The sequence below is a fragment of the Planktothrix sp. genome, assembly GCF_046067725.1.
Taxonomy (GTDB): domain Bacteria; phylum Cyanobacteriota; class Cyanobacteriia; order Cyanobacteriales; family Microcoleaceae; genus Planktothrix.
Genome location: NZ_JBJUDF010000303.1, coordinates 1 through 24906, shown reverse-complemented (window position 1 = coordinate 24906; position 24906 = coordinate 1). Strand labels below are relative to the sequence as shown.

Here is a 24906-nt window from a genome sequence, read left to right as displayed (position 1 = left end):
ATAGCCCGGTGATTTAATGCTTAATCAAATGACCGGATGGCGAACCCATCCCGCTTGAATCTAGTAATCACTACTCAAACCCCATTAAAACTATGCTTCAGGACACATTAACCATTCGCCATTACCAAAAACTCACCGACGCCCTTGTCGAGATGTGGAATCGAGGTTATCGCTATGATGATCTCAGATTATATTTGGACGGTTATTTGGCGGCACTCAGACATACGAACACCTTAGAACCCTATCTCATTAGTCGTTTGGAGGAAGAAACCACGCGATACATTTACGATCCCTCGAATTTTGAAATGCCGATGCCTCAACCGCAAGTAGACTATTATTAAGGCAGCTATTCCGAAAGGGTTGGGGAAAGGAGTGACAGGCGGAGTCTAGGAGCCTTGCAGATGAGGAGAAATCAGCTAATCATCGAGACTTCCCACTCTGTCCTCCGCACTCTACACTCCCATACCCCACACCCAATATTCTTTTTAGGAAGCTAAAGCAACTTCTACCATTTCCTGTAATTGACCCGTTTGATACAGTTCAATCAACACATCAGAACCGCCAACAAATTCACCGTTAATAAAAACTTGGGGAATCGTCGGCCAGTTTGAATACTCTTTAATGGCTTGACGAACTTCATAATCATCTAAAACATTATAGGTTTCAAAAGGAACCCCTAAACGGTTTAAAATCTGTACAACATTATTAGAAAAACCGCACATCGGCATTAACTTTGTCCCTTTCATAAAGACAAAGACTTTGTTGGTTTTGATGAGATTTTCAATTTTTTTTGTTACGTCTTGTACGTCTTGAGTCATAGTTCTGTGTTGAATCAGTAGAATTAAATTATCGGGATTGGAATTAACAAATAGATTGGCAAGATTATTGCACAATCATAGATTCGAGTTTAGCCTATTTTACTGAATTTGAGTGTTAACCTCTGTCACGATTAAATCACAATTAGGCGACTTGATGATTTTTTTCCCATTCTTGAGGGGTATAGGTCTTTAATGCTAAAGCATGAATCGCTTCGGTTGCCATCGCTTCTTTAACGGCTTTATAAACCATTTGGTGTTGTTTGACCAAGGTTTTCCCTTCAAATTCAGCCGACACCACAATCGCTTGTAAATGGTCGCCACCGCCTAAATCTTGGACTTGAACCACCGCATCCGGCAATTCCGCTTGAATCATCGCTTCAACTTGTTTGAGTGTAATCATGGCTATTCCTAATGGTGTTTAAAAAATATATTTTAGAGCTTCATCGTTAACGAGAAGGACATTTGTACTTTCCCCGCTTCGGTGACTTTTAAGGTGCGGTGGAGGTGGGTTGAGTGTTTCCGCTTCCAGTCCGGGGGAAGGGGTCACTCACAAATCCTAATTCAAGAAGTTGTTGATATGCTTTTTTACCTAAATCGCGGGTTGGAGCTTGGGATCGGATAATCTGAATTAATAGAGGAACAGCAAGTTCAGGTTGATTTTTAGCTCGGTGTAATAATGCTAACTGATAGGTAGCAGTATCCCGCATTTGAGCCGTATCACGAGCTAAATTCCGTTGGCTGTCTGCAATGCGGTTATCAACACCGGAAAAACTGGTCGCTAACTGTTGATAGAAATTGGATAATTGGTTAAAAACTTGACGAGCTTCCTGAAGTTTTTTTTCTGCCTCAGCATAATTTTCACTCTGAACTGCACTATCAGCTTCTTGCATTAACCGTTTTCCGCCCTCAACACTTAAAAAACTACTATTCAAAGATAAAGGACGAATATCATTCGGGTTCAGAGGTACGGGGTCAGCCGATGGAGGTGTCATCTCAGTTTCTGTTCCATCCCTCAACTGTACATCTTCTGGTGAAAGAGTTGGAGAAGATTCTTGAGCATTAACGTGAAGCGGTGATAAGACACCCCAAGCCATCATCAAAGGGATAGATAGATAGGCTGTACGTTGAAGGAAACTGACAGTTCCAGAGGATAGCATGACTCAATGGCGCGAACGCGATAAGAAAAAACATCAAACTTGATGGATCTTATCAGAAAAATGGGTTTAAAAGCTCCCCCTTCTATGGGGACTTTACATGAGTCGGACTTTAGCTTACCATAGTCAATTTAGTTTGGTAAGCAAAATGTTAAAAGCCTACAAGTACACAATCTATCCAACCCGTGAGCAAGCGATATTGCTTGCCAAGTCGTTTGGATGTGTACGCTGGTTTTACAACTATGCGCTTAACTTAACTAGCGAAACATATAAAGCAACAGGTAAGGGGTTAAGTCGTAATGACATCATTAATCTGTTGCCGTCATTAAAAAAAGAAGATGAATGGTTAACAGAACCCCCCTCTCAATGTTTACAACAAGTTGCTTTGGACTTGTCTAGTGCGTTTTTGAATTTCTTTGAAAAACGGGCTAAGTACCCCAATTTCAAAAAGAAAGGACAAAAACAATCTATTCGTATTCCACAAGGAATAAAGCTAAATGGTGACGAATTAACACTGCCAAAATTAGGTAAAGTTTACTGTAAAGTATCGCGCCTACCTGAAGGTAAGTTAAAGTCTGTTACTGTTTCATTAACTCCATCGGGTGAATATTATGCTGCTTGCCTTTACGATGATGGTTATGATCAACCTGCTTCAACATCAGAAGGCAAAGCTATTAGTGTGGACATGGGAATTAACCATTACGCTATTACCTCCGATGGGACTAAACATAGCAATCTTAAGTATTACCGGAAATATGAAGTCAAACTAGCCAAGAAACAAAAACAACTTAGCCGCAAGCAGAAAGGGTCTAGTAATCGCAACAAAGCGCGGATTAAAGTTGCTAAAGTTCACAGCAAAATTACTAGATGTCGTGAAGATTTTCTACATAAACTAAGTCGTAAATTAGTTGACGAGAACCAAGTCATAGTTATAGAAAATTTGGCAGTTAAGAACATGGTCAAAAACCACAAACTAGCTAAATCTATTAGTGATGCTGGATGGGGTCAATTCTGTACTATGTTGAAATACAAGGCAGAATGGGAGGGAAAAGTCTACATCGAAGTAGACAGATTTTTCCCGAGTTCCAAAACCTGTAGTCACTGCTTACATCAAGTAGATCATCTCAGTTTAGATATTCGCAGTTGGCAATGTCCTAAATGTCACACAATACATGACAGGGACATTAACGCAGCCCTGAATATTAGAGATGAAGGTTTACGAATTCTGGCGGGAGGGCATCTCGCTACCGCTTCTGGAGAAAGAGTAAGACCCAGTAAAGGCACTGCTTTTACAAGGCGTTTTTCTGTGAAGGAAGAATCCTCACGCCTTTAGGCTGGGGAGTTGTCAACATTAATCTTCACTGATCCCATACCGTGCCAATAACCTCATCCCCGGTTAACCCAGACAGGTTATATTTTTTCTGGGGGGTGGGGATCATACGTGATTGATTTTCTGCCAAACCATCCAGAATCAATAGATCTACATGATGAATGTGAGTTTAAACCGTCGAGGAAAAAGGATAGATTAAATATGACATCACCCATTAACTCATCTACTGCTTTATCCCAAAACTATGAAGGAATTGGTGTTCCTGACGATAGTATCGGATATGTTTTGCAACGAGGTGGAGAAGAATTAATCCTACATAAAGTTCCTGACCGCTTCACGGTGCGATTGTCTCCGAGTGCGTCGGAAGTTAAAGATCTACCACAGCCTTCAATTCCGATGCAACACGCGAATAGCGTTGCTCCTTCCCTAGAGGTGGTTCAAGTGGCATCGAATCAACTCGATGAGGCGATGGAATTAGCTCGAAATTCTGAATATGTTGACTTTGCAAGTCATGTTTACCAACTCGATAGTGATCCAGCCTCCACGGTTTATTTAACCAATCAACTAACAATTCAATTTCAAGAAGAAGTTGATGCCTCAACACGAAATGCTGTTGTTTCAAACTTGGGATTAAAAGAGTTAAAACCTATCGAGGGTGTACCCAATGGGTTTGTTTATGAAACCACCCCCCAAGCTCAAGAAAACCCGCTAAAAATTGCTAATCGTTTAACCCGAAATCCAGAAGTTTTATTAGCTGAACCTAATATTGTTATTAAAAGTCAGGCCCATTATGTTCCTCGTGATTCTCTTTATAGTAAACAATGGTATTTAAACTGTAATGACGGGAACCAAATGACCGCCGCGAGTCATATTTGTGCCGAGCAAGCTTGGGATATTACGAAAGGTGTTCGTTCCGTTGTGGTGGCCATTACCGATGATTCTGTCGATATTAATCACCCCGATTTTCAAGGAGTGGGTAAAATTGTTGCGCCTTTAGATTTAAAAGGTCGAGATAATATCCCTCTTCCTGAAGCCCCAACGGATAATCATGGAACTGCTTGTGCCGGGATAGCGGTAGCAGAAGAAAACGGGAAAGGAATTGTTGGGGTAGCACCAGGTTGTGCTTTAATGCCAATTCGGACAACCGGATTTTTAGACGATGAATCTGTGGAACAGATTTTTAACTGGGCTATTGATAAAGGCGCTTCTGTGATTTCTTGTAGTTGGGGCGCCAGTGCGATTTACTTTCCTTTATCTGTCCGTCAAAAAGCGGTGATTCATAAAGCGGCAACTCAAGGTCGTAAAGGGAAAGGTTGTGTGGTTGTTTTTGCCGCTGGAAATGCCAATCGACCGATTAATGGGATTCTGGATGAATCGGGCTGGCCGAATGATATTATTAAAGGCCGGGTTAAATGGTTATCAGGATTTGCGGTTCATCCCGATGTAATTACGGTTTCTGCATCGAATAGTTTAGCGAAAAAATCCGCTTATAGTAACTGGGGAACGGGGGTTTGTGTCTGTGCTCCGAGTAATAATGCACCCCCTGGAATGTGGTTACAAGAAACCGGATATATCGGCACACCTCCGGTTTTGAAAGGAACGTTACCGGGGTTAGGAGTATTTACAACTGACCGCATGGGTGCGGCGGGTTATAATCAATCGGATTTTGCACCGGATTTCGGGGGAACTTCTAGCGCCACTCCCGTTGTTGCTGGGGTTGCGGCTTTAATTTTATCTGCTAATCCGAATTTAACGGCACAAGAAGTTAGACGAATTCTCGAACAAAGTACAGATAAAATTGTGGATTCTGATCCTGATCCTCAGTTGGGAATTCGCATGGGTACTTATGATAAAAACGGCTATTCTCAATGGTTCGGATATGGCAAAGTTAATGCGTTTAAAGCGGTGCAAATGGCACAATATAAACCTATGGCTCAACAACAAATCACTCGGAATATTTCTCAGGAAAACCGTCAAACTATGGCGATTCCTGACAATAATTCCAAGGGTTTAAGCAGTTCACTTTCTATTACAGAAACCAGTCCGATTCAAGATATTCAAGTGACTGTTGAAATTGAACATAGCTTTTTAGGAGATATTGAAGTTTGGTTAGTTGCACCGAATAACGATCAAGTATTACTGCAAAATCGAACTTTGGGAATTAATACCCAATTGAAAACAACTTACACCTTACAAAATACACTGTATTTAAGACAATTCCTGAATCTTCCAGCCCAAGGAACTTGGCAATTAAAAGTAATTGATGGGGTTCCTGAAAATACCGGAACTCTCAAATATTGGAAATTGGAGTTAGGATTGTAAGGTTTGGAAACCCAGTTTTTGTGGCTCCTTGGAGGTGTTTCTCAATCATTTTGTATAAAAACTCGGTTTTTGTACTTATAGATAGATGGTAGGGTGGACAAGTTAGGAATAACGACCCACCCTACAGCTATTTTAGCTGAGGGTATTGTCATGGCGATCGCATTTTTTAGGAATTTTCTATTCTGTTTTCGTTAAAGAATTGTTATCTAAAATCAACTGTATCATGGGATAATTAAAATCAACAATTTGTTCCTAAAATCGAACCATGCTCCAGCCGCCTAAGATTTCTATTCCTTATTTTGCTACGTTTTTTTAACAAATTGGACAACAGGATGCTGCTAATATTACAGCAATTATAGAGTGAGTCAGTCGGTTAGGTTGATTACGTTATTGGGTTTTAGGTTTTGAGAAGATTTAAGTGGGGACTGTATATTTTAGGGAGCGGGGATGCTCCCACTACCAGGATAAACTTCTAACTCCTGTTTGAATTTTATCCTTCTTTATAGGCTCGAATCATGGCTTGTGTTCCTTGATTTTCTCCTAATCCTGGGTCTAAGTGTTGAACCCTTTTAAATAAATGATTAGCCAGTTCTGTACCGGGGAGAGACGGATCAGAATCAAGGGTTTCTTGAACAATTCTTAAATCTTTTAAGATATGTTTAATCATAAAACCCGGTTCAAAATCTCCGTGAGCCACTTTTAATCCTAAATTGGATAACGCCCAAGATCCGGCGGCTCCGGTACTACAAATTTCAACCATTAAATTCGGATCAATGCCTTGTTTTTCTGCTAATAAAATAGCTTCACAAATGCCTACCATATTTAAAGAAGCCAAAATTTGATTACATAATTTAACAGCTTGACCACTACCAACGGTTCCACAATATCGGATATTTTTTCCCAGGGTTTGTAAGATCGGTTGAGCCATTTTAAATATATTTTCATCTCCTCCCACCATAATCGTTAATGTGCCATTTTTAGCTCCAATATCACCGCCCGAAACAGGAGCATCTAAAAAGTGAAGATTAGCCGGTTTCAGTTGTTCTGAAATCAGGCGAGCCGCTGCTGAACCAATGGTACTAAAATCAATCACAATTGCACCGGGTTTGGCAAAATGAATGACACCATTTTTCCCTAATATAACAGCCTCAACATCAGGAATATCACCCACACAGGTACAAATAATATCAACATCCGTAACGGCTTCTTGAATTGAAGAAACAAGATTAGCACCAGCTTCTAATGCGATTTTAACACCAGGGCGATTTGGAGTTCGATTCCAAGCATTAACAGAATATCCTGCTGTAGCAAGGTTGGCACTCATATAGCCACCCATGACACCTAAACCTAAAAATGCTGTTTTCATTGTGCTTATTTTTGTACTAGGGAACAGGGAACAAAAAGTTCTTTAACTAATAATTAAGTATTTTTACGGATTAAACTTTAACAAATAAATTTAATAATAACATAAAAATGGTTATATACACGCAGAACTTCAGACCATACAAGAGAAATAACCAGATTGCCGTTTGACAATTATTAAAAAATGTTAAACACAAAAATATAAAAACTTTCTTAAGATTTATGGGTATATTAGAGATACAAACCAAGGGAAGTGGAGTGATAGAACGATGCAAGTCAAGCAACTTTTGAGACGATACGAGGAAGGAGAAACCAACTTTACAGAGGTAGACCTTCAAGGTGCCGACTTATCCGGTGTTATTTTAATTGGCGTTAACTTGTCAAGAGCCAACCTCACCGGAGTCAATTTAAGTCGAGCCTTCCTGAGTCGGGTTAAGTTAAATGGAGCCTGTTTACATCGTGCCAATTTAAGTTATGCCAAAATGAATGAAGCTAAATTTGGGGATGCAAACCTGAGTAAAGCGAATCTGAGTGGTGCTTTTTTGGTCAAAGCTAAATTTCCCAATGCAAATTTAACTGGGGCTATTCTAACAGGAGCTAATTTAAGATCTGCGACCTTAGCCAACGCCAATTTATGCTCGGCTAATTTACAAATGGCGAATTTAAGAGAAACAAATTTAACCGGAGTGAATTTTAAATGGGCCAATTTAATCGGTGCAAAACTCAGTGGAGCTAACCTATTTGGAGCAGAATTAACGGGTGTAAATTTTCAAAAAGCTTATATGAATGGTCTAAAATTAAATCGAGTTAATCTTGAGGGTGTAAATTTAAGTGAAGCGAAGCTCAATGGTGCAGATTTAGAAGATGCAAGATTAATGAATGCTAACTTAAGTGCAGCCCAAATGCGAGGTATTCGGTTAATAAAAGCAGATTTAACCGGAGCTAATTTACAACGAGCGAGCCTAACGTGGGCCAATTTAAACTGGGCAAAATTACCTCAAGCTGACTTAAGCCATGCAGATTTAAGAGATGCGTCTTTATTAGGAGCAATGCTTGAAGAGACTCAGTTTCATGGAGCAAAATTACCTCAATCTTTAAAACTTTATCTGGATTTAGCAATCACCTGTTCTAGTTTATATCAATCTCAGACTCAAACGTGTGCCATTGAGTTAAGATGATTAATAGGAAGAATTAAAAAAAGTATCCATGAGAACAGGTTATGTGATCGTGCTTGTTACAGCAAGTTCTAGGTTAGAAGCTGAAAAAATTGCCCAAGTCTTAGTTGAAAAAAAACTTGCAGCTTGTGTGAGTTTAACCCCTATTCATTCGATTTATAGCTGGAAATCACAACTCTGTCAGGAGGATGAATGGCAATTAATGATCAAAACCGATCTCAGACAATTTGAACAATTAGAAGCTAAAATTAAACAACTTCACTCTTACGAAGTTCCTGAAATTATTGCCTTACCCATTATTCAAGGTTCGGCGGATTATTTAAACTGGATTTCTGAACAAACTCAGAACAATTAAGTGCTTGTGCAAAATAAATTACCGAGTTGAGAAAGGAACTGCGATTTCCTGGGAATTAGAAATGTGTAAATAATTATGTTCGGGTACTTAAAAATTTTGTTTTCTTTTATTGATTTTAACCAACTTGATCTGGTATGATTAAACCTCGAAAAATCATGCACCCTCAAGGAATTTAAACCATGACTAACAATGTCGTGAATCGCATTGCTATTTCTACTTGCCTATCTTTACCCGTCATTGCTTTAACCGCTTTCAGTGCTTTAGCGGATACGATGAATATTTCAGTGATTAATAATAGTGGTAAAACCATGACGGCTGTATATTTTTCACCTCCTGAAGAAGATAATTGGGGTGAGAATGCACTAGAAGGAAGTATCGATGATCGGCAAAAACAAGATTTTGAGTGGGAAGCGATTAACTATGGTGGCCCAGAAAATGATTGTGTTTTCGATGTTCGTGCTGAATATGAAGATGGAAAATACACGGACTTAATGGGGGTGGATCTTTGTAAGGAATCGTCCTTAAATTTCAACTAAATCAATAGAAATTCTCCTGAAAAATTGAATATATTTTTAATTGATTATCAATTAATTTGTAGGCTGGTTTAACAATAAAAAAACAACCTACATTTTTTTTATGAGCGCAATAAAATGAACCAAAAATTGTGATTGATCAATGAGTTAATATATAGCACTACCCATGACGGTTAGGACATTTTTAAACTCTAAAACCCTTTCAATTCTTACTGTTCCCTGTTCCCTTGCGCGTAGCACTATAGGACTACACATTACAGTTAGGACATTTTTGAATTCTAAAACTCTTTCACTTCTTACTGCGAAGCACTGAGCTTGTCGAAGTGTTCCCTGTTCCCTGCTATAAAATCCGCCTTAAGGTTTTTCCTTTTTTGTTGCTAACATCATATTGGATTGATTGACCCCAAATTTATAACCGACTCCAAAATTAAGGGGTTTTAGCGATGAATTGCTTTGATAAACTTTCCTTAAATCTGGTTGATAACGAACACTAAACAAGGAAATAGGAGCGGTATAGGTTCCATAAAAGTCTAAATTCCATTGTTGAGGAACAAAGGATTTAAGAGGAATTCCAGAATCATCTTGTAAAATCGCTTGACTTTGATCTAAAATTAACCCTCGAATCGTTGAAAAAGTCGGTCTGTGCATTAAATAGGATGCCGCTTTCAAATATGTTACAGGTTGATTCATTTGTTTAACAAATTGGCTAAATTGGGGTGTTTTTTTCAAGCCGTCATCAGAAATATCCCCGGAAAAATAATATAAAGTTCGGGGTTGTTTTTCTCCCTGATGAACAAAATCAATTTTAACCCCTGGAATCATCCCTTTTTCAAATTTTTGAATTTTAGCATCTTGATCTAACCCAATATATTGCAGATCTAAAATTCGATTATTAGTTCTCGCCATAAATAATAAAATCAGGGGTAAAACGCCTTGATTCGATAAATCAGACTTCATTTCTTTAGTTTGGAAGAAACTAAACTGAAGTAAAGAATAAAGAGAATCTCTAACATCAGCTAACTTTTTATTGCGTTGACTTTCAGATAATTCTTGAAAGTTAGGAACGGTTCCAACGGGTTCTAAAGCAGCGAGAACATATTCTTGAGCCGTTGGGAAAAATAAATAAGCATACAAGAAATCGGGGCCACTAAAGGGATAAAAAATCCGAGGATTAGATTGATTAATCTTAGCTAATTCTTCCTGCGACCATTGACTAACTTTGGTGAGTTGTTGTTTTTCTAGTTTTGACCAAGCTGGATCAATAAAATTACGATAATTAACCCAGAATTGAGATTTTTGTAACGGATAAAATTGACTCTTTTGATCAACGTTCATTCCCGCAATAAATTTAGCCGTGTCGGTTAAATCATCTCCTTGTTTTTGATCATATTGAGCTAAAGGATCAATAGGTTTCGCTGGAGTTAGGGATGAAGTTTTTGCGGTTTCCCCAACTTCAACTTGGGGTGTTTCAAGGTTGGGTTGTGGTTCAGTTTTAGAACAAGATTGCAACCCGAAAATACTGAAAATGACGAACAATAAAGCTTGAATTTTCATAGATTACACTAATTTATAACGAATTCCGATAAAATACCAAGGTAAACCCAAGGCAATTGTTCCTAATCCGGCTAAGGATTCTAATGGTTTATCCTGAAAAATAAATATTAGCATCCAAAGGCTAATTCCCAAAAAAATAATTGGGGTAATCGGATATCCCCAAGTTTGATAGGGACGGGGCGCATCAGGACAACGAAAGCGATAGACAAACACTCCTAAAACGGTGATAAAGGAACAAAAAGTTAGGGTAAATCCTAAATAGGTAATGACGGCTTCAAAGCTGGAAGTAATGATTAAAGTAATGACAATTGCCAATTGTAAACACATCGCATAATAGGGAATTCCCTGTTTATTTTTTTTAGATAAAATTTTAAATAAAGGAATATCTTCTCCAATGACTTGGGTAACTCTTGGCCCCGCTAATACCATTGAACTAATTGAAGAAATTAAGCCGAATGCGATTAATAAACCCATGATTTTTGCCCCAACATTACCAAAGATTTGTTGCGCTGCAATATAACCAATTTCTAATTGTCCGGCTAATTGATTGATAGGGGTGGTGTAAAGAAAAATAAAATTAAGTAATAAATATAAAATTGTAACGATTAATGTACCGATGAGGAGCGATCGCGGTAAATTTTTTTCAGGTTCTTTAATCTCACTGGCTAAATAAACGGCTGCGTTCCAACCGGAATAGGAATAAGTTACATAAACTAAAGAAATCGCAAAGGAAGAACTAAAAATTTTTGGAATATCATTAACATTAGGTAAAAAACCGATAGGTTGTGGATGAGCTACGGTTAATCCAGCTAAAATTAAAACTAAAATTAGGATAACTTTTAAAACCGTAAATGCTTGTTGAAATAAACTACCAAGTTTTAGAGTTTGACTGTGAATCAAAGAAACGAATACAACAGCAATCAAGGCGATCGCCATCGAAGAATTTAAACTTGGAAAGACACTGGATAGATATTGAGCAAACGCCATTGCTGCTGCTGCAATCGGAGCCGCAAAACCCACGGTGACAGAAACCCATCCTGAGAGAAACCCCAACAGAGGATGATAAATTTTAGATAGATAATGATATTCCCCCCCGGAACGGGGCATAGCGGCTCCTAATTCTCCATAACAAAGGGCACCCGAAAGGGCAAAAATTCCGCCGATTAACCACAATAATAAAATCCCAAAACCCGATTGAATATCGATGACTTGGAACCCTAAACTGGTAAAGATACCCGTTCCAATCATATTAGCAACCACCAGACAAATTGCGGTTAATAAACTAATATGACCTGAAGATAAATTCGGCTTTTCAGAAAAATTAGAAGGCGGAGTTGTCTGGTTCAATGAAGTCATGAATATTTGGAGTTACTGTTTGTTGCCCTACTGATCAATGATTCGGGGCGGGAGAACCCCGCCCCTATGGATCATCACTCTTGGAATAAAGCGGTGCTGAGGTAACGTTCGCCAAAACTCGGTTGAATCATAACAATCAGTTTGCCTTTATTTTCAGGACGTTTGCCCACTTGAATCGCCGCATATAACGCCGCCCCGGTGGAAATTCCTGATAAAATTCCTTCTTCACGGGCAATTCGACGGCCAAAGGTCATGGCATCTTCATCTTGAACTTGAATGACTTCATCGATGAGATCCACATTTAAGACAGGAGGAACAAACCCCGCCCCAATCCCTTGAATTTTATGGGGCCCTGGTTTGCCCCCGGATAAAATCGGACTATTAGCAGGTTCTACCGCAATCGCTTGAAAATTGGGTTTGCGTTGTTTCAGGACTTCTGCCACCCCTGTTAAGGTACCTCCAGTTCCCACCCCAGCAATCAGAATATCAATGCCACCATCGGTATCCGTCCAAATTTCCTCCGCCGTAGTTTTGCGATGAATTTGCGGGTTAGCTGGATTACGAAATTGTTGCAACATATAGGCATTGGGTAGAGTATCGACAATTTCCTGAGCACGTCGAATACAGCCACTCATGCCTTCAATTCCTGGGGTGAGTTCCAGTTGAGCCCCATAAGCTTTCAGCATCGCCCGACGTTCTGAACTCATGGTTTCTGGCATTGTTAAAATTAAATGATAGCCTCTAGCAGCAGCGACCATTGCCAAGGCAATTCCGGTATTTCCTGATGTGGGTTCCACTAATACAGTTTTACCGGGGGTGATCAGTCCTTCTTTTTCGGCAACATCAATCATATTTACCCCGATCCGATCTTTGACGGAGGAGGCGGGATTCATCCCTTCTAATTTCACGACAATTTGAGCCACACATCCTTCCGCCTGCGGAATGCGATTGAGTTGGACTAAGGGAGTGTGACCGACTAATTCAGTAATGTTATGAGCAATACGCATATTGAAACTCAAAAATAAAGAACAGTGATACAAGGAATCTTAGGAACTCCAACCTAACCGTTTAGATGTAATACATAATATCCTTCTGTTGTCGAGCATCTCTTTGTTCGCACAAGTCTTTTAAGGAGTATTTCTGTAACACCGAGTTAGCCATTTGTTCAGCTTCTTGCCAAAATTCCCAAATAATTGAACTTTCAACGGTATTGGGGCAAGAATTTTGAGTGACTGCTTCGGGATCTGTGCCTTCTAAGCAGTTGACCACATCAAACAAAGTAATTTTCCCAGGTTCCTTCGCTAGATAATATCCACCTTTGGAACCTCGTTGACTGCGAACAATACCACAGCGCCGCAAGATTGCCAGTAATTGTTCCAGATAGCGATCAGGAATGTTATGCTGGGCTGCAATTTGGCGAACCTGCCTGGGTTCAGGATCATGATAGTGGGTCGCCAATTCGATCAGGGCGAGCAAGGCATACTGACTTTTACAGGAGAGTTCCACGCAGAAATTATTGACAACGGTTTCACTAGAAATGATTATACCCCAGTTTTCCTCTCGGAATAATCGGGGTTAAATCAATGGCAGTTTTACGGGAAAAAATCCTAGAAAAAATCGGACTTTAGGGGTAAGGGGTTGGAAGTTGAACGTCTGTTTTTAGGTACGGCTTGCTGAAAAAGTAATAGAAAAAGAAAAGAATGATTAACTAGCGAATGAAGTTAGAAGGGTAAATAAGTTTTTTTTGAGGGAAGGAGTTAACAGATAAGTTGTAATCATCAATCTTTTTTTACCGCAATTTGCCTCCATTCCCTCTACTAGCTCAGGTTTTTGACGGGGTTGTCACTCCGTGAGATCTAATTCTTTAAATTACAGGAATTCAAGCATTAGAAACCTTGGCAAATTCTTTTAATTCGATGGCGGAACAATTGAAACAATCCTTTGATCCCTTATTAGTGATCAAGAAAAAATAACCCTCTTTTTGTGCTGGAGTTTCAAAATTCTGCTAAAGCACTACAATGGATTACTTATCTTCCTCTTTCAGCATAAAGTCTATGTCGAATCGATTTCTTCATCCGTGGGTTTCTTCCCAGTTTAAAAATATTTCTCTGAGAAATCTGCTAATTTTTCCCTTTGTTTTGCAAATTTTTCTTGCGGTTGGGTTAGTAGGGTGGTTATCATTTGAAAATGGACAAAGCTCTGTCAATAATTTAGCTAATAAACTACAAAATGAAGTTAGCAAAAGGATTATTCAAAAATTAAACTATTATTTAAAAACTCCGATTCAGGTTAATGAAGTGAATTTAAATCTGATTCAATCAGGAGTGTTTAATTTTCAAGATTTAAATGACATTCGTCAGTTGTTTTGGAAGCAAATGAAAGTCTATCCCTATCTCAGTTATTTTAATTTAGGGACTGTGGATGGATTGTTTTTAGGAGTGGGTCGAGAAGATGATGGGACACTTTATTTAGAACTCATGAAACCAAAGGATAACGGTTATTATAAACGGTATGCTTTAGATCATCAAGGTGATCCGACAACCCTACTCACAACTGAAAAATACCCTTATCGGGAAGATGAATGGTATAGTAACGCTGTCCAAGTCGGTAAACCGATTTGGACGGATATTTATGAATGGGATGATCGTCCTGAAGTCATTTCTATTGCTTCTAGTTATCCAATTTATAATCAGCAAAATCAATTAGTCGGAGTCTTGGGAATTGATCTAATTTTGACTCAGATTAGTAATTTTTTAAAAAAATTATATATTAGTCCTTCGAGTAAAATTTTTATTATAGAACGGGATGGTTTGATTGTGGCAAGTTCCAGTTCTGAAAAGCCTTATTTAGAATTGAATGGAGAATCCAAACGATTAAGTGCTTTTCAAAGCCGTGATCCGTTAATTCGAGCCTCTAGTCAATATCTGATTCAACGGTTTAATCATCTCAGCAAAATTCATAAAAAACAAGCCTTAAATTTTAAATTAGACGGTGAAAAAACTTTTCTATGGGTCACTCCTTGGCAAGAACAATTAGGTCTGAATTGGCTGATTGTGATTGCGATTCCTGAGTCAGATTTTATGGGAGAAATTAATGCTAATACTCAGAGAACAATTTTATTATGTTTAATTGCATTAGTTGTGGCAACAACAATGGGAATTTTAATGGCTCGTTGGATTACTGAACCTATTTTAAGATTAAATCGAGCTTCTCAGAAAATCACGACAGGAGATTTAGATCAAAATGTTCAAGCTACCCGAATTATTGAACTCGCAGAACTAAGCCAGTCTTTTAATCAAATGGCGAATCAAATCCAAGGTTATTTTGAAACCTTAGAACAAAAAGTGCTAGAAAGAACCGCAGAATTAGTGGCAGCAAATGCTAAAATTGTAGCGTTAAATCAACGATTAAAAGCCGATAATTGTCGCATGAGTGGAGAGTTATATTTATTCGGGCAAATGCAGCAATTAATTTTACCCAAAGCCCAAGAATTAGCCTTAATTCAAGGATTAGAAATTGCTGTTTATATGGAGCCTGCCTATGAAGTTGGTGGGGATTATTATGATATTCTATATACTAATGGGGTTGTCACCATTGGCATCGGAGATGTGACAGGTCATGGTTTAGAAAGTGGTATTTTAATGGTCATGACTCAAGCAGCCGTTCGGACTCTCAAAGAAATTCCAGAGTCTGATCCAGTTAAGTTTTTAAATATTTTAAACCGAGCAATTTATCGAAATGTTGAACGGATGAATTCTGATAAAAATATGACTTTAGCGATTTTAAATTATCAAAATGGTCATCTCAGTATCACAGGTCAACATGAGGAAATTTTAGTGGTTCGTCAAGAAGGTAAAGTTGAACGAATTAATACCATTAATTTAGGTTTACCGATTGGTTTAGATGAAGATATTTCGGAATTTATTCATCCAACTTGGGTTGAGTTAAAGACGGGAGATATTATTGTGCTTTATACGGATGGAATTACCGAAGCTAGAAATCTGGAAAAATCCCAATATGGACTAGAAAGACTGTGTAAAGTTGTGAGTAAAAATTGGCACAAACAAGCGGAGGAAATTAAAGAAACTGTGATTTCCGATGTCAGAACATTTATGGGGAATCAAAAACAATTTGATGATATTACCCTATTGATTTTAAAACAACGCTAGAAAAAGGATATTCTAACTGACATCGCCAGGGTTAAACAGAATATTGTCAAACAATTGATGATTTTGTAGAGTTGAGTTAAGATAATGTAAAACCTGATGTTTTGAGTGGCATCTGCTAGATTAAGTGTCCTTATTAAATTATCCCTTGATTGACCATAAGGTCTAATAATTATGGTACAAATTTTTGGAGAGTTTTTACATCAATTTCCTCCTGATCATGATTCTTTAGAGTTGACATTCACACCCACCTCTCGACCGATTAAACAACGATGGAAGAATAATCTTTTATCGGCTCATTTTGTAGCAGATTACTTTTCAACCTTTTTACCCTTGGATGCTGATCACCCTAGCCGCGAAAAACGAATTAGACAAGGGAAAGGAGCCGTTAGTTATGTTGCTAATGAATTATTAGAAAATGCCATGAAATTTAATAATGAAATGGTAAAATCCAGAATTAAATTTGGTATTCACTTTATCGAAGAAAGCAACGCGATAACGGCTGCTATTTTTGCGACCAATTCTATTACCATAGAAGGCATGGAAAAGTTTCAATTTTTCATTCATGAATTACTCACTGAAGATTCCAATGAGTTGTATATTCGTCAAGTTGAACAAAGTGCAGAAGATGAAAATAATAATGCTTCAGGTTTAGGCTTATTAACGATGATCAATGATTATCAAGCTCTGCTGGGGTGGAAATTTGAACAAATCTCCGAAGAACCGAAAATTATTGTCGTTACAACAATGGCTCAAGTGACCGTGTAAAATTAAGTTGTTTTCACAACTCGATAGAGGTATAACAAATGGCAATACAAGAAATTAAAGGTGAAGACCATATTGTTCAATATGATCCTGAATCCGTTACAATTTGTTTTCAAGGAGAATTAAGTTTAGGAGGGCCTGTTGAATATGAACCGATTAAAAGCTTATTAGACCAAGTGACAGCAACAAAACCACCTCTCATGACTTTGGATTTAAGAAATCTATCTTTTTTAAATAGTTCGGGAATTAGTTTATTATCAAAATTTGTGATGAGCTTGCGAAAGAAACCTCAAATTCAATTAATTATTTTAGGAACTAAAGAAGTGGCCTGGCAAGATAAATCTTTACAAAATCTTAAAAAATTTTTACCCAGTTTGCAGCTTAATATTGAATAATGTTTAATTAATTTTAATCAAACTGAATAATGCAGCTAATCCAAACCCAAAAATCAAAATTCCAGAAATTCGGTTCACCCCTTGTAGAGTACGAGTGCTGATTTTATCACGGAATACACTCACTCCGCTAACCAAGAGAAACCACCACAATGCTGATCCCAAAAAAACGCCTAAAACCAGGATAGCTGCATCCCTATAATGATTTTTATTCCCTAAGCCTAAACCTGAAAAAATAGCAACAAAGGATAAAATTGTCATCGGATTTGTTAAGGTGAGAAAGAAGGTAGAAGTATAGGCACTCACCCCTTGTTTTGAGGATAAAATTTCAACTTGTTTTACAGGTTGAGTGAAGATTGTTTTTAAACCTAAATAACATAAGAATAAGCCTCCAATTAGCTTTAATTCGATTTGTTGACTAACTAAAAAGTTAGAGATTATCGTTAATCCAAATCCAGCAATAAGACCATAGAAGGCATCCGCACTAGCAGCACCTAACCCCGTCAAAAATCCCAGCCAATACCCATCACATAAGGAACGACGAATACACAAAATCCCAATTGGCCCCACAGGGGCAGCAATGGAAAAACCAATGATGAAACCTTGAGCAAAAAAACTCATAAGTCCTTGTTAAAAATAAATTATCTAGTTGAGAAAGGGAACAGGAACTGCGATTGAATGGGAACAGGGATCAGGGAATCACTCCATGTGCAAATAATTATATTTGGGTACTGAGCATCAATCAAAAAATATCGTTTCTTCTCTCTCAAGAGCTTACTCCATTTTTAGCATCTGATAGACTAATAATGGAATTCCTCAATTAAACGCAATATCAAAGGGAACTATGATTCAGAATCATCCTTTAGTTTTAGCAACAGATTTAGATGGTACATTTTTAGGAGGTTCTCCAGAACAACGACAGGAATTTTATGACTATTTAGAGGAAAATCGCGATCGCTTACAATTAATCTTTGTTACAGGTCGAAGTTTAGAACTGATCCTGCGTTTATATGAACAAAAAGACATTAAGATTCCCCAACCGGATTATATTATTGGAGATGTGGGAACCACAATTTATGACGGAAAAACCTTAACCCCCGTTGCAGAAGTTCAGAATTGGGTTGCCGAAATTTGGGGAAATGCCAGTGAATTTGCTCAACAACTATTAGTCGATGAACCCGGATTAACCTTACAACCGATTTTTGCTGAATATCGTGTTTCCTATTATTATAAACCCGATAAAAACCCAGACCAAATTGTAAAAAAAATTGAAGAAGCTGGATTTCAGTGTATTACCTCGGCAGATAAATATTTAGATATTTTGCCCAAAGGTGTTGCTAAAGGTTCAACATTGCTTAAATTAATTGAATTTTTAAACCTACATCCCCAAGCCGTCATTACATCGGGAGATTCCTTAAATGATTTACCCTTATTTGAAACCGGATTAAACAGTATTGCAGTGGGAAATTCCGAATTAAAATTAGTCGAAAAAATTAAAACTTTAAAGAATGTTTATTACAGTGAGTTACCCGGAGTCGCTGGAATTTGGGACGGAATCAAATATTATGGAAAAACATTCTAACTTTTGATCCGGTTAACACAAAATGTATGAACCCTCGCCAGATCGTACGCGGCCCCAAAAACCTTGCACTGAGCATCGTCAAAGTGGCAAATGGCGTGTGGGCGAGAACCCAGAGTACAAGCAATTGTCTAGTCGGGATATTTAGGGTGAAATTCCTAAATATCCCATCCCCTTCAGGGGTGGAAGTGTCAAAATCTCTGCAACTCAGGTATAACTTCCCTAGAAAATGTTACATATTATTGCGTTGATTCCTAAAAGTTGAGATGGAGTTGCCTTAATCCCCTAATCTTGATTGATAGCCAACCATGTCGCTCTCAAGCTCTGAGTGTTCGTGGTAGAGTCATTCAAACTAAAGGCAAAACTAAAAAACCCAAGATTTTTTTAGGGAGTCGCCGGATGGCATTCGGAGACTTGAAACGGGCGTGGAGAGAATGCAAGACCTAGCTTTTAGGCGATTCTTGATGAAACGTCAACCCACCGAGAGGCTTTGCCTGGTAGGAATCCACTGCTGTTGAGGGAGTGGAGGATGTCAATAGAAGATAACAAACGACGTTGAGTTCGAGATTAAGGAGATATTAAGGTGGCGCTTCCTTTATTAAGCTATGGCCCGACCAGCCGCAATGTTCGTGTCGCGGGCTTTGAAGTAGCGGGTGATGAACAACCCAGAATTTTTACGGCTGAAAATATGCCTTCTGGTTCTGAGTGGGATGACATCATTTGGGCTGCTTATCGCCAAATTTACAGCGAACATCAAATCCTGAAAAGCAACCGTCAAACCAACTTAGAGTCTCAGCTTAAGTTTGGTCAAATTAATGTACGGGATTTCATTCGGGGTTTAGCAACTTCCGATCCCTTCCTGCGTCGCAACTATCAAACCAATAGCAACTACCGTTTTGTCGAGATGTGTGTCCAACGTATCTTAGGACGGGATGTTTACAGCGAACGTGAAAAAATTGCATGGTCGATTGTGGTTGCTAACAAAGGCCCTAAAGGTTTTATTGATGAGTTACTCGATAGCGATGAATACCTGGATAACTTCGGGTATGATACGGTTCCTTACCAACGCCGTCGGGTGCTGCTTCAGCGCAATCAAGGGGAAGTTCCTTTTAATCTCAGAACACCTCGCTATAACGAATACCATCGGAACCAACTTGGATTCCCTCAAATCGTCTGGCAAAACGAGGTTCGTCGGTTTACTCCCCAAGAAAAACAACTCAAAGCAGGCGATCCTGCGAATTTCTTGGGTTTAGCACGGGCTGTGACTCCGACCATCACTCCCGTGACTCGTGTTGCGTTAGGTGATATCAGTATTGAAACCATGGTTCCCTACCGCAAAAATTAATATTAGCGATGGCAAAGTCAGCTAATTTTCCATAAAAACGTTATTAAAATAGCGTTGAAAACCCATCTACAGTTCTAGGGGCGGAAAATTCGGATAAAGATTGGTGAAAATACTCATCAATCAATAGCCGAATATTTCGCCCCTACCTGTTTATTAGTAGGGAACAGGGGGAGAGAGGAGAAGAGGAGCAGGGGGGGCAGGGGGAGAGAGGAGAAGAGGAGAAATTGCTGTTCCCTATTGGCCGTTGCCCATTGCCTATTGCCTATTGCCCATTGCCTATTTTTTCTTTCCACCAAATAATCCTCCAAACAAACCTCCTTCTTTTTTAGGCGGTTGTTGGGCTGTTTGTGCTTTTGTTGCGGCTTGGGGCGTTGTTTTTTCCAGTTGTTTTTTAGCATCTAAAGCTTGGGGTTGTTTTGGGTTCAATTGTAATGCTCGATTAATATGAGGCGTGGCAAGTTTGGGTTGATTTTGTTTTAAATAAACTAACCCTAATAAAGCATGACAAAGGCTATTATCGGGTTCTCTTTTAATAGCATCTTTAAGTTCTAAAATTGCCTCGGCATAGTTTTGAGTCGCCATTAACTGTTCCGCACGCCGACAAGCTTGTTCAACGAATGAATCTTTCTTCGTTATCACAGGGGTTGGAGTAGGAGTCGAAGTTGAGTCAGAACCTTGAGGAGATGAAGAGACAGCCCCCCCGTTTTTTTGAGTTTTACGCAATAAATAAACTAAGTTTAATTCGCTAATTTGACCGATTAAATCTAAGGCTTTTTGGGGAGATTCATATTGATTTTTAGCTAATTCTTGAAGCTCGGCTTCATAAGCCGTTTGATAATCAGAAGCTTGCATCAGTTTTTGGGCGACTTCCGTTTGCAAGTTCAGGTTATGCTGTTCTTTGACGGTACGATCACCTATTGTTTTTAACAGTAGAATATATTCTTTGCGTTCCGTTTCTTTAGAAAACTGATTATAAGCCGGACTGACTAACTTTGCTAATAATTGCTGGGCTAACTCCTGATCCTTCGGGTTGTCAAAGGGACAAGTATCAGGATGCAAACGGCGAGCGATCCGCATATAGCGTTTGCGAATCTCCTCAAAGTCTGCCGCTAGAGAAACCCCTAAAATCGCATGATGATCCGTAAACTCAAACTGAAATAACCCTTGTTTAAATTCAAACATACTTTTCTGCCTTCCTTAGCGAAACTTACAATTGAAACCATCGCACCCCTTTGCTCTTAATATAGCCTGTTCCCAACCCTAAGCCCTGAAAAAACCAGATTTCTGCGAAAAACCTTGGTTCTAAACTGTTGTTTAAAATTTTTTAATTAAACGAGTAATTCTCCGGTTTCTTGCAATATGCGTAAGCATCGACGAGTTTTTAAGGAAATCAACCTGTGAGACCAAGAGCCCAACCAAGGCTGTATCGGGGCTTTAACCACCGTAACACAGAAAATTAACCTCCATAATACCCCTAAAGAAAGTTGAGAACATGGAGTAATTCTAATTAAATTTGATATTCCTTGCATGACATTTTGGGCTAGTATAAGACAGATAAATTACAACTATAATCAAAAAAAGGATGCTAACTAGCATCCACAGAATGATTCATTGGTTTTATCTCTATTTTTCAGGTTATGAGAGGGAATAGGCTGTTTGTAACGCCCACCAAACTAAAACGCCAATTCCTCCCAAAACCAGCACGGAAGAGAGAATAATAGCAGTGGGACTGTCCGCCCCTTTAAATTTCATAATCCCACGATCTAAGTCGGATGCCATAATTTACCTCGCCTAACTCTAGGAGAAATTTTAGCATTTATGACTTCCTCTGTGGCAATAGAAAATCAAATCAAACTAATTGAATTCCCTGAGCATCTAAGCTGTGTTTCAGACGTTCATTGAGATCAGAACGTACCCTAGAATAGTCAGGAGTTCTGACCCAAACCGTTAGTAAAATTTTAATCCCACTGGCGGCTATTTCTTGAATCTCAATATCGGGTATCGGTTCCGATATAATGCGTTGATCCCCCTGAACAACAGAGGTAAATATATCTCGTAATTGGTCTAAATTTGTATGATAATTAAAGGTTAACTTTAAATCGACGCGACGGATAGGTTGAATGGAGTGATTAACAATTTTATCGCCATAAAGTTTACTATTGGGGATAATAATTATTTTGTTATCGGGTGTCGTTAAAAGAGTTGTAAAAATTGAAATTTCCTCAACGGTTCCTTCTACTCCCCCTCCTTCAATATAATCTTGAACTTTAAACGGACGGAAAATAATCATAAATACCCCGGAAGCGAAATTGGATAAAGACCCTTGTAGTGCTAAACCAATGGCTAACCCAGCCGCGCCTAAAACCGCTATAAAAGATGTGGTTTGAATTCCGAGTTTTCCCAGGGCTGCTAAAACTACAAACGTAACCGTTGCAATATAAATTAAATTAACTAAAAATCGAATCAAGGTTGGCTCTAATTGAGCTTTAATCATTAACCGTTTGCTTAAACGTTGTATCAATTTTGCTAACCATAACCCTAATAATAAAATTAAACTCGCAATCAAAATACGAGTTGCAAAATAATTGATTAATTGAATTAATAAATTCAATAATTCCTGTTGTTGTTCCCTTGTAAGCATAGGCTATAAATCCTCATCAAAGTTGAAATTGAATTCATGATTGCTCATTCATCAGCTTAATATTATAATTTTATGATAGAATGAACCCGTGAAATATAATTGTATTGACTTTGCATGAATTCTTCTCCAACCCCTAACGAATTTAACAATATTCCAAACTTGGGAAAGCAACCTGCTTCAGCCGATCCCGGTTTACAACGGTTTGCACTACGGTTAAAAACCAACCTGGGACGAGATACCTTAATTCAAAAAGAACTAGATCAACTCAGAATTAAACTTCAATCTGATCGAGTCGTTTTATATTATTTTTATTATCAATGGAAAGGACAAGTTACTTTTGAATCATTAAGTAACATAACCTTATCCATTTATGGTTCTACAGGGGCAGATGAATGCTTTAATCAAAACTATGCTCAGTCTTATCAACACGGAAGAATTAAAGCGATCGCGGATATAGAAACAGAACCCATACATCCTTGTCATCAAGGGTTTTTACGCAGTCTCAAAATTCGGGCTAATTTAGTCGTTCCTGTGATTGTTGTTAACGAACTTTGGGGGTTATTAATTGCTCATCATTGTCAACGTCCTCATGTTTGGAATCCTTCAGAAGTTGACCTGATGAAAGCTACCGCAGAAACCCTATCAACCGCACCAGAAATTATTAATTTTAATGTTTAGATGTAATCTAAACTAGAGATTATTTCTCTATTATTCTGTCTATTGTTTATTCTCTTCTAACTTAAATTCATCAAATTTGATCACGTCTGATTCAGGATATCGCGTATCAAAATAGTAGCTTGTAACGGTTCCGATTTCTGTGTCTAAAATACTAAATACGGTGATATCATTACTAGCAATATAAGGTAACGGTTGACCATCTTCTGCTAATAAGGGCTTTAAGCTGGGGATGATGGGTTCTAAACCATTCGGATCACCGGTAGCCGCATATTGTTCTGTAAAGTCTACTGGAATTGAACGTTTTTTATCCCCTAAAAATGCTCCATAACTATTCCCCACATTAGAAGATTCTAAAAAGTGCATTCCACTGGGACTCATAAAACGATTCCATAAATGGGAATGTCCATAATAAACTAATTGTACCCCTGCTTTTTCTAATAACGGAATCACATCTTTAATAAGATAATCTTGATTTAAGGGATATTCATAACGAATCATCTTAATATTTCCATGATTATCCTTTTCAATAATTTGTTGCGGATCAGTATAAGCAGGAACAATATTTTCTCCTAAACTGTGAGGCGGATGATGAAACATGACAATTTTATATTCGGCTTGTTGAAATTCAGGACGATTTAATTCTGCTTCTAACCATTGATATTGTTCACTTCCCGGTTGAATAGATTCAAAAATATGTTGTCCATACCCCCAGTTTTCAGGAGAATTAAAATCAGCTTGTTTTTCTCGATAGCGTCCTTTTATATTCGGTTCTAAGCTAGGCGATCGCCAAATATTAGTTAAATATAATACCACTAATCGAATATTTCCAAAGCTTAAAGCATAATAATTTTTATCCCCATTTGGTAAGGTAAAAATTTCTTGATAAGTCTCGGCATTAAAAGTTCGATTTCTGATCCAACGTTCTTTGATTTTTGCATCCTTTTGAGGATTAATTTTTTCTTCTTCCTTTTGATATAAAATTTCCGCTAAAAATCGAGGGTAAGGATGATTAAACTGTTGATTTAAACTTAATTCTTCAGAAAAAACGCCCATCACTTCATGATTGCCAATAGCTGTAAATAAAGGCATATTCTGAATTAAACTAGCCCCTTGATAAACCGTTTCAACTTGATTTTTTTCTAATGTATAGTTGGCTTTTCCTTGTAAACAAGGAAAAAAACTATTCCCGCGAAGATCATCAAACCATTCCGAGGCTCGATCAGGAACATTAACTAAATCTCCTGCAAAAAAGATCCCATCTAACTGTGGAATTGTTTCTGCAACCTTTTGTAAATTAGCTGCCGTCATTGGCATCAATTGATGATCAGAAGTTAATAGAATTTTAACACCTGTTTCCGGTTTAGGTTGAGGAGATAATATA

The 24906-nt window shown here is 38.2% G+C and carries 25 protein-coding genes; 12 read left to right on the top strand and 13 right to left on the bottom strand.

Annotation, left to right across the window (positions count from 1 at the left end):
* The first annotated feature begins 92 nt into the window (after nt 1–92).
* Entirely contained in the window at nt 93–341 is a 249-nt protein-coding gene (locus tag ACKPEB_RS18805; RefSeq protein WP_408966504.1) for a DUF6761 family protein, read from the top strand.
* Nucleotides 342–485: 144 nt separating this feature from the next.
* Here the strand turns inward: ACKPEB_RS18805 and grxD are convergent, their stop codons facing one another.
* The 3 genes from grxD to ACKPEB_RS18790 form a co-directional block, all read right to left on the bottom strand.
* Nucleotides 486–818 (bottom strand): Grx4 family monothiol glutaredoxin, encoded by a 333-nt coding sequence (grxD, locus tag ACKPEB_RS18800; protein WP_408966503.1) that lies wholly within the window; start codon nt 816–818, stop codon nt 486–488.
* 142 nt (nt 819–960) lie between these two features.
* Entirely contained in the window at nt 961–1218 is a 258-nt protein-coding gene (locus ACKPEB_RS18795; RefSeq protein ID WP_408966502.1) for a BolA family protein, read from the bottom strand.
* Between the two features lie 88 nt (nt 1219–1306).
* Entirely contained in the window at nt 1307–1975 is a 669-nt protein-coding gene (locus ACKPEB_RS18790) for a hypothetical protein (protein ID WP_408966501.1), read from the bottom strand.
* Nucleotides 1976–2120: 145 nt separating this feature from the next.
* Here ACKPEB_RS18790 and tnpB point away from each other — a divergent pair, with 145 nt between their 5' ends.
* Both tnpB and ACKPEB_RS18780 read left to right on the top strand, forming a co-directional pair.
* Nucleotides 2121–3305 (top strand): IS200/IS605 family element RNA-guided endonuclease TnpB, encoded by a 1185-nt coding sequence (gene tnpB / locus ACKPEB_RS18785; RefSeq protein ID WP_408966529.1) that lies wholly within the window; start codon nt 2121–2123, stop codon nt 3303–3305.
* 198 nt (nt 3306–3503) lie between these two features.
* Complete coding sequence (locus ACKPEB_RS18780; protein ID WP_408966500.1) at nt 3504–5624, top strand: S8 family serine peptidase; 2121 nt, start codon at nt 3504–3506, stop codon at nt 5622–5624.
* 490 nt (nt 5625–6114) lie between these two features.
* Here the strand turns inward: ACKPEB_RS18780 and ACKPEB_RS18775 are convergent, their stop codons facing one another.
* Nucleotides 6115–6990: an NAD(P)-dependent oxidoreductase gene (locus ACKPEB_RS18775; RefSeq protein ID WP_408966499.1), complete on the bottom strand. Its 876-nt coding sequence runs from the start codon at nt 6988–6990 to the stop codon at nt 6115–6117.
* Nucleotides 6991–7255: 265 nt separating this feature from the next.
* On the opposite strand from ACKPEB_RS18775, the gene ACKPEB_RS18770 reads away from it, so the two are divergent.
* From ACKPEB_RS18770 to ACKPEB_RS18760, 3 genes are all read left to right on the top strand, one after another.
* On the top strand, nt 7256–8164 hold the full coding sequence (locus ACKPEB_RS18770; protein ID WP_408966498.1) for a pentapeptide repeat-containing protein: 909 nt from the start codon (nt 7256–7258) through the stop codon (nt 8162–8164).
* A gap of 28 nt (nt 8165–8192) precedes the next feature.
* The gene (gene cutA, locus ACKPEB_RS18765; RefSeq protein WP_408966497.1) at nt 8193–8516 is read left to right on the top strand and encodes a divalent-cation tolerance protein CutA; all 324 of its coding nucleotides are present in this window, start codon (nt 8193–8195) and stop codon (nt 8514–8516) included.
* A 179-nt stretch (nt 8517–8695) separates the two neighbouring features.
* Entirely contained in the window at nt 8696–9052 is a 357-nt protein-coding gene (locus ACKPEB_RS18760; protein WP_408966496.1) for a hypothetical protein, read from the top strand.
* 351 nt (nt 9053–9403) lie between these two features.
* Here ACKPEB_RS18760 and ACKPEB_RS18755 read toward each other — a convergent pair whose 3' ends face one another.
* The 4 genes from ACKPEB_RS18755 to ACKPEB_RS18740 all read right to left on the bottom strand — a co-directional run bounded on the left by ACKPEB_RS18755 (nt 9404) and on the right by ACKPEB_RS18740 (nt 13465).
* Complete coding sequence (locus tag ACKPEB_RS18755; protein ID WP_408966495.1) at nt 9404–10603, bottom strand: hypothetical protein; 1200 nt, start codon at nt 10601–10603, stop codon at nt 9404–9406.
* A gap of 3 nt (nt 10604–10606) precedes the next feature.
* Complete coding sequence (locus ACKPEB_RS18750) at nt 10607–11959, bottom strand: APC family permease (RefSeq protein WP_408966494.1); 1353 nt, start codon at nt 11957–11959, stop codon at nt 10607–10609.
* A gap of 74 nt (nt 11960–12033) precedes the next feature.
* Complete coding sequence (gene cysK, locus ACKPEB_RS18745; protein WP_408966493.1) at nt 12034–12966, bottom strand: cysteine synthase A; 933 nt, start codon at nt 12964–12966, stop codon at nt 12034–12036.
* Nucleotides 12967–13027: 61 nt separating this feature from the next.
* Complete coding sequence (locus tag ACKPEB_RS18740) at nt 13028–13465, bottom strand: RrF2 family transcriptional regulator (RefSeq protein ID WP_408966492.1); 438 nt, start codon at nt 13463–13465, stop codon at nt 13028–13030.
* Between the two features lie 632 nt (nt 13466–14097).
* On the opposite strand from ACKPEB_RS18740, the gene ACKPEB_RS18735 reads away from it, so the two are divergent.
* The 3 genes from ACKPEB_RS18735 to ACKPEB_RS18725 all read left to right on the top strand — a co-directional run bounded on the left by ACKPEB_RS18735 (nt 14098) and on the right by ACKPEB_RS18725 (nt 17285).
* Nucleotides 14098–16128 (top strand): SpoIIE family protein phosphatase, encoded by a 2031-nt coding sequence (locus ACKPEB_RS18735; RefSeq protein ID WP_408966491.1) that lies wholly within the window; start codon nt 14098–14100, stop codon nt 16126–16128.
* 171 nt (nt 16129–16299) lie between these two features.
* Entirely contained in the window at nt 16300–16893 is a 594-nt protein-coding gene (locus ACKPEB_RS18730; RefSeq protein WP_408966490.1) for a DUF6272 family protein, read from the top strand.
* A 38-nt stretch (nt 16894–16931) separates the two neighbouring features.
* The gene (locus ACKPEB_RS18725) at nt 16932–17285 is read left to right on the top strand and encodes a slr1659 superfamily regulator (protein ID WP_408966489.1); all 354 of its coding nucleotides are present in this window, start codon (nt 16932–16934) and stop codon (nt 17283–17285) included.
* Nucleotides 17286–17288: 3 nt separating this feature from the next.
* Here ACKPEB_RS18725 and ACKPEB_RS18720 read toward each other — a convergent pair whose 3' ends face one another.
* The gene (locus ACKPEB_RS18720; protein ID WP_408966488.1) at nt 17289–17903 is read right to left on the bottom strand and encodes a LysE family translocator; all 615 of its coding nucleotides are present in this window, start codon (nt 17901–17903) and stop codon (nt 17289–17291) included.
* Nucleotides 17904–18126: 223 nt separating this feature from the next.
* Here ACKPEB_RS18720 and ACKPEB_RS18715 point away from each other — a divergent pair, with 223 nt between their 5' ends.
* Entirely contained in the window at nt 18127–18864 is a 738-nt protein-coding gene (locus tag ACKPEB_RS18715; protein WP_408966487.1) for an HAD-IIB family hydrolase, read from the top strand.
* A 580-nt stretch (nt 18865–19444) separates the two neighbouring features.
* Nucleotides 19445–20206, top strand: coding sequence for a phycobilisome rod-core linker polypeptide (locus ACKPEB_RS18710; RefSeq protein ID WP_408966486.1), 762 nt, complete (start codon nt 19445–19447; stop codon nt 20204–20206).
* A 276-nt stretch (nt 20207–20482) separates the two neighbouring features.
* On the opposite strand, the gene ACKPEB_RS18705 is transcribed toward ACKPEB_RS18710, so the two are convergent.
* The 3 genes from ACKPEB_RS18705 to ACKPEB_RS18695 form a co-directional block, all read right to left on the bottom strand.
* Nucleotides 20483–21388 (bottom strand): DnaJ domain-containing protein, encoded by a 906-nt coding sequence (locus tag ACKPEB_RS18705; RefSeq protein ID WP_408966485.1) that lies wholly within the window; start codon nt 21386–21388, stop codon nt 20483–20485.
* A gap of 453 nt (nt 21389–21841) precedes the next feature.
* Nucleotides 21842–21985 carry a hypothetical protein gene (locus ACKPEB_RS18700; RefSeq protein WP_408966484.1) on the bottom strand — a complete coding sequence of 48 codons (144 nt, stop codon included), beginning with the start codon at nt 21983–21985 and terminating at the stop codon, nt 21842–21844.
* Between the two features lie 70 nt (nt 21986–22055).
* Nucleotides 22056–22847: a mechanosensitive ion channel family protein gene (locus ACKPEB_RS18695; protein WP_408966483.1), complete on the bottom strand. Its 792-nt coding sequence runs from the start codon at nt 22845–22847 to the stop codon at nt 22056–22058.
* Between the two features lie 114 nt (nt 22848–22961).
* Here ACKPEB_RS18695 and ACKPEB_RS18690 point away from each other — a divergent pair, with 114 nt between their 5' ends.
* A complete protein-coding gene (locus tag ACKPEB_RS18690) occupies nt 22962–23525 on the top strand; it encodes a GAF domain-containing protein (protein WP_408966482.1) in 564 nt (187 codons plus the stop codon).
* Between the two features lie 39 nt (nt 23526–23564).
* On the opposite strand, the gene ACKPEB_RS18685 is transcribed toward ACKPEB_RS18690, so the two are convergent.
* Nucleotides 23565–24906, bottom strand: a 1342-nt coding sequence (locus ACKPEB_RS18685) for a metallophosphoesterase family protein (RefSeq protein ID WP_408966481.1), incomplete at its 5' end; no start/stop codon positions are given.

Bases quoted from the DNA above. Each gene is read 5' to 3' on its own strand.
- ACKPEB_RS18805 (WP_408966504.1), top strand. From the start codon at position 93: ATGCTTCAGGACACATTAACCATTCGCCATTACCAAAAACTCACCGAC.
- grxD (WP_408966503.1), bottom strand. From the start codon at position 818: ATGACTCAAGACGTACAAGACGTAACAAAAAAAATTGAAAATCTCATC.
- ACKPEB_RS18795 (WP_408966502.1), bottom strand. From the start codon at position 1,218: ATGATTACACTCAAACAAGTTGAAGCGATGATTCAAGCGGAATTGCCG.
- ACKPEB_RS18790 (WP_408966501.1), bottom strand. From the start codon at position 1,975: ATGCTATCCTCTGGAACTGTCAGTTTCCTTCAACGTACAGCCTATCTA.
- tnpB (WP_408966529.1), top strand. From the start codon at position 2,121: ATGTTAAAAGCCTACAAGTACACAATCTATCCAACCCGTGAGCAAGCG.
- ACKPEB_RS18780 (WP_408966500.1), top strand. From the start codon at position 3,504: ATGACATCACCCATTAACTCATCTACTGCTTTATCCCAAAACTATGAA.
- ACKPEB_RS18775 (WP_408966499.1), bottom strand. From the start codon at position 6,990: ATGAAAACAGCATTTTTAGGTTTAGGTGTCATGGGTGGCTATATGAGT.
- ACKPEB_RS18770 (WP_408966498.1), top strand. From the start codon at position 7,256: ATGCAAGTCAAGCAACTTTTGAGACGATACGAGGAAGGAGAAACCAAC.
- cutA (WP_408966497.1), top strand. From the start codon at position 8,193: ATGAGAACAGGTTATGTGATCGTGCTTGTTACAGCAAGTTCTAGGTTA.
- ACKPEB_RS18760 (WP_408966496.1), top strand. From the start codon at position 8,696: ATGACTAACAATGTCGTGAATCGCATTGCTATTTCTACTTGCCTATCT.
- ACKPEB_RS18755 (WP_408966495.1), bottom strand. From the start codon at position 10,603: ATGAAAATTCAAGCTTTATTGTTCGTCATTTTCAGTATTTTCGGGTTG.
- ACKPEB_RS18750 (WP_408966494.1), bottom strand. From the start codon at position 11,959: ATGACTTCATTGAACCAGACAACTCCGCCTTCTAATTTTTCTGAAAAG.
- cysK (WP_408966493.1), bottom strand. From the start codon at position 12,966: ATGCGTATTGCTCATAACATTACTGAATTAGTCGGTCACACTCCCTTA.
- ACKPEB_RS18730 (WP_408966490.1), top strand. From the start codon at position 16,300: ATGGTACAAATTTTTGGAGAGTTTTTACATCAATTTCCTCCTGATCAT.
- ACKPEB_RS18725 (WP_408966489.1), top strand. From the start codon at position 16,932: ATGGCAATACAAGAAATTAAAGGTGAAGACCATATTGTTCAATATGAT.
- ACKPEB_RS18720 (WP_408966488.1), bottom strand. From the start codon at position 17,903: ATGAGTTTTTTTGCTCAAGGTTTCATCATTGGTTTTTCCATTGCTGCC.
- ACKPEB_RS18715 (WP_408966487.1), top strand. From the start codon at position 18,127: ATGATTCAGAATCATCCTTTAGTTTTAGCAACAGATTTAGATGGTACA.
- ACKPEB_RS18705 (WP_408966485.1), bottom strand. From the start codon at position 21,388: ATGTTTGAATTTAAACAAGGGTTATTTCAGTTTGAGTTTACGGATCAT.
- ACKPEB_RS18700 (WP_408966484.1), bottom strand. From the start codon at position 21,985: ATGGCATCCGACTTAGATCGTGGGATTATGAAATTTAAAGGGGCGGAC.
- ACKPEB_RS18695 (WP_408966483.1), bottom strand. From the start codon at position 22,847: ATGCTTACAAGGGAACAACAACAGGAATTATTGAATTTATTAATTCAA.
- ACKPEB_RS18690 (WP_408966482.1), top strand. From the start codon at position 22,962: ATGAATTCTTCTCCAACCCCTAACGAATTTAACAATATTCCAAACTTG.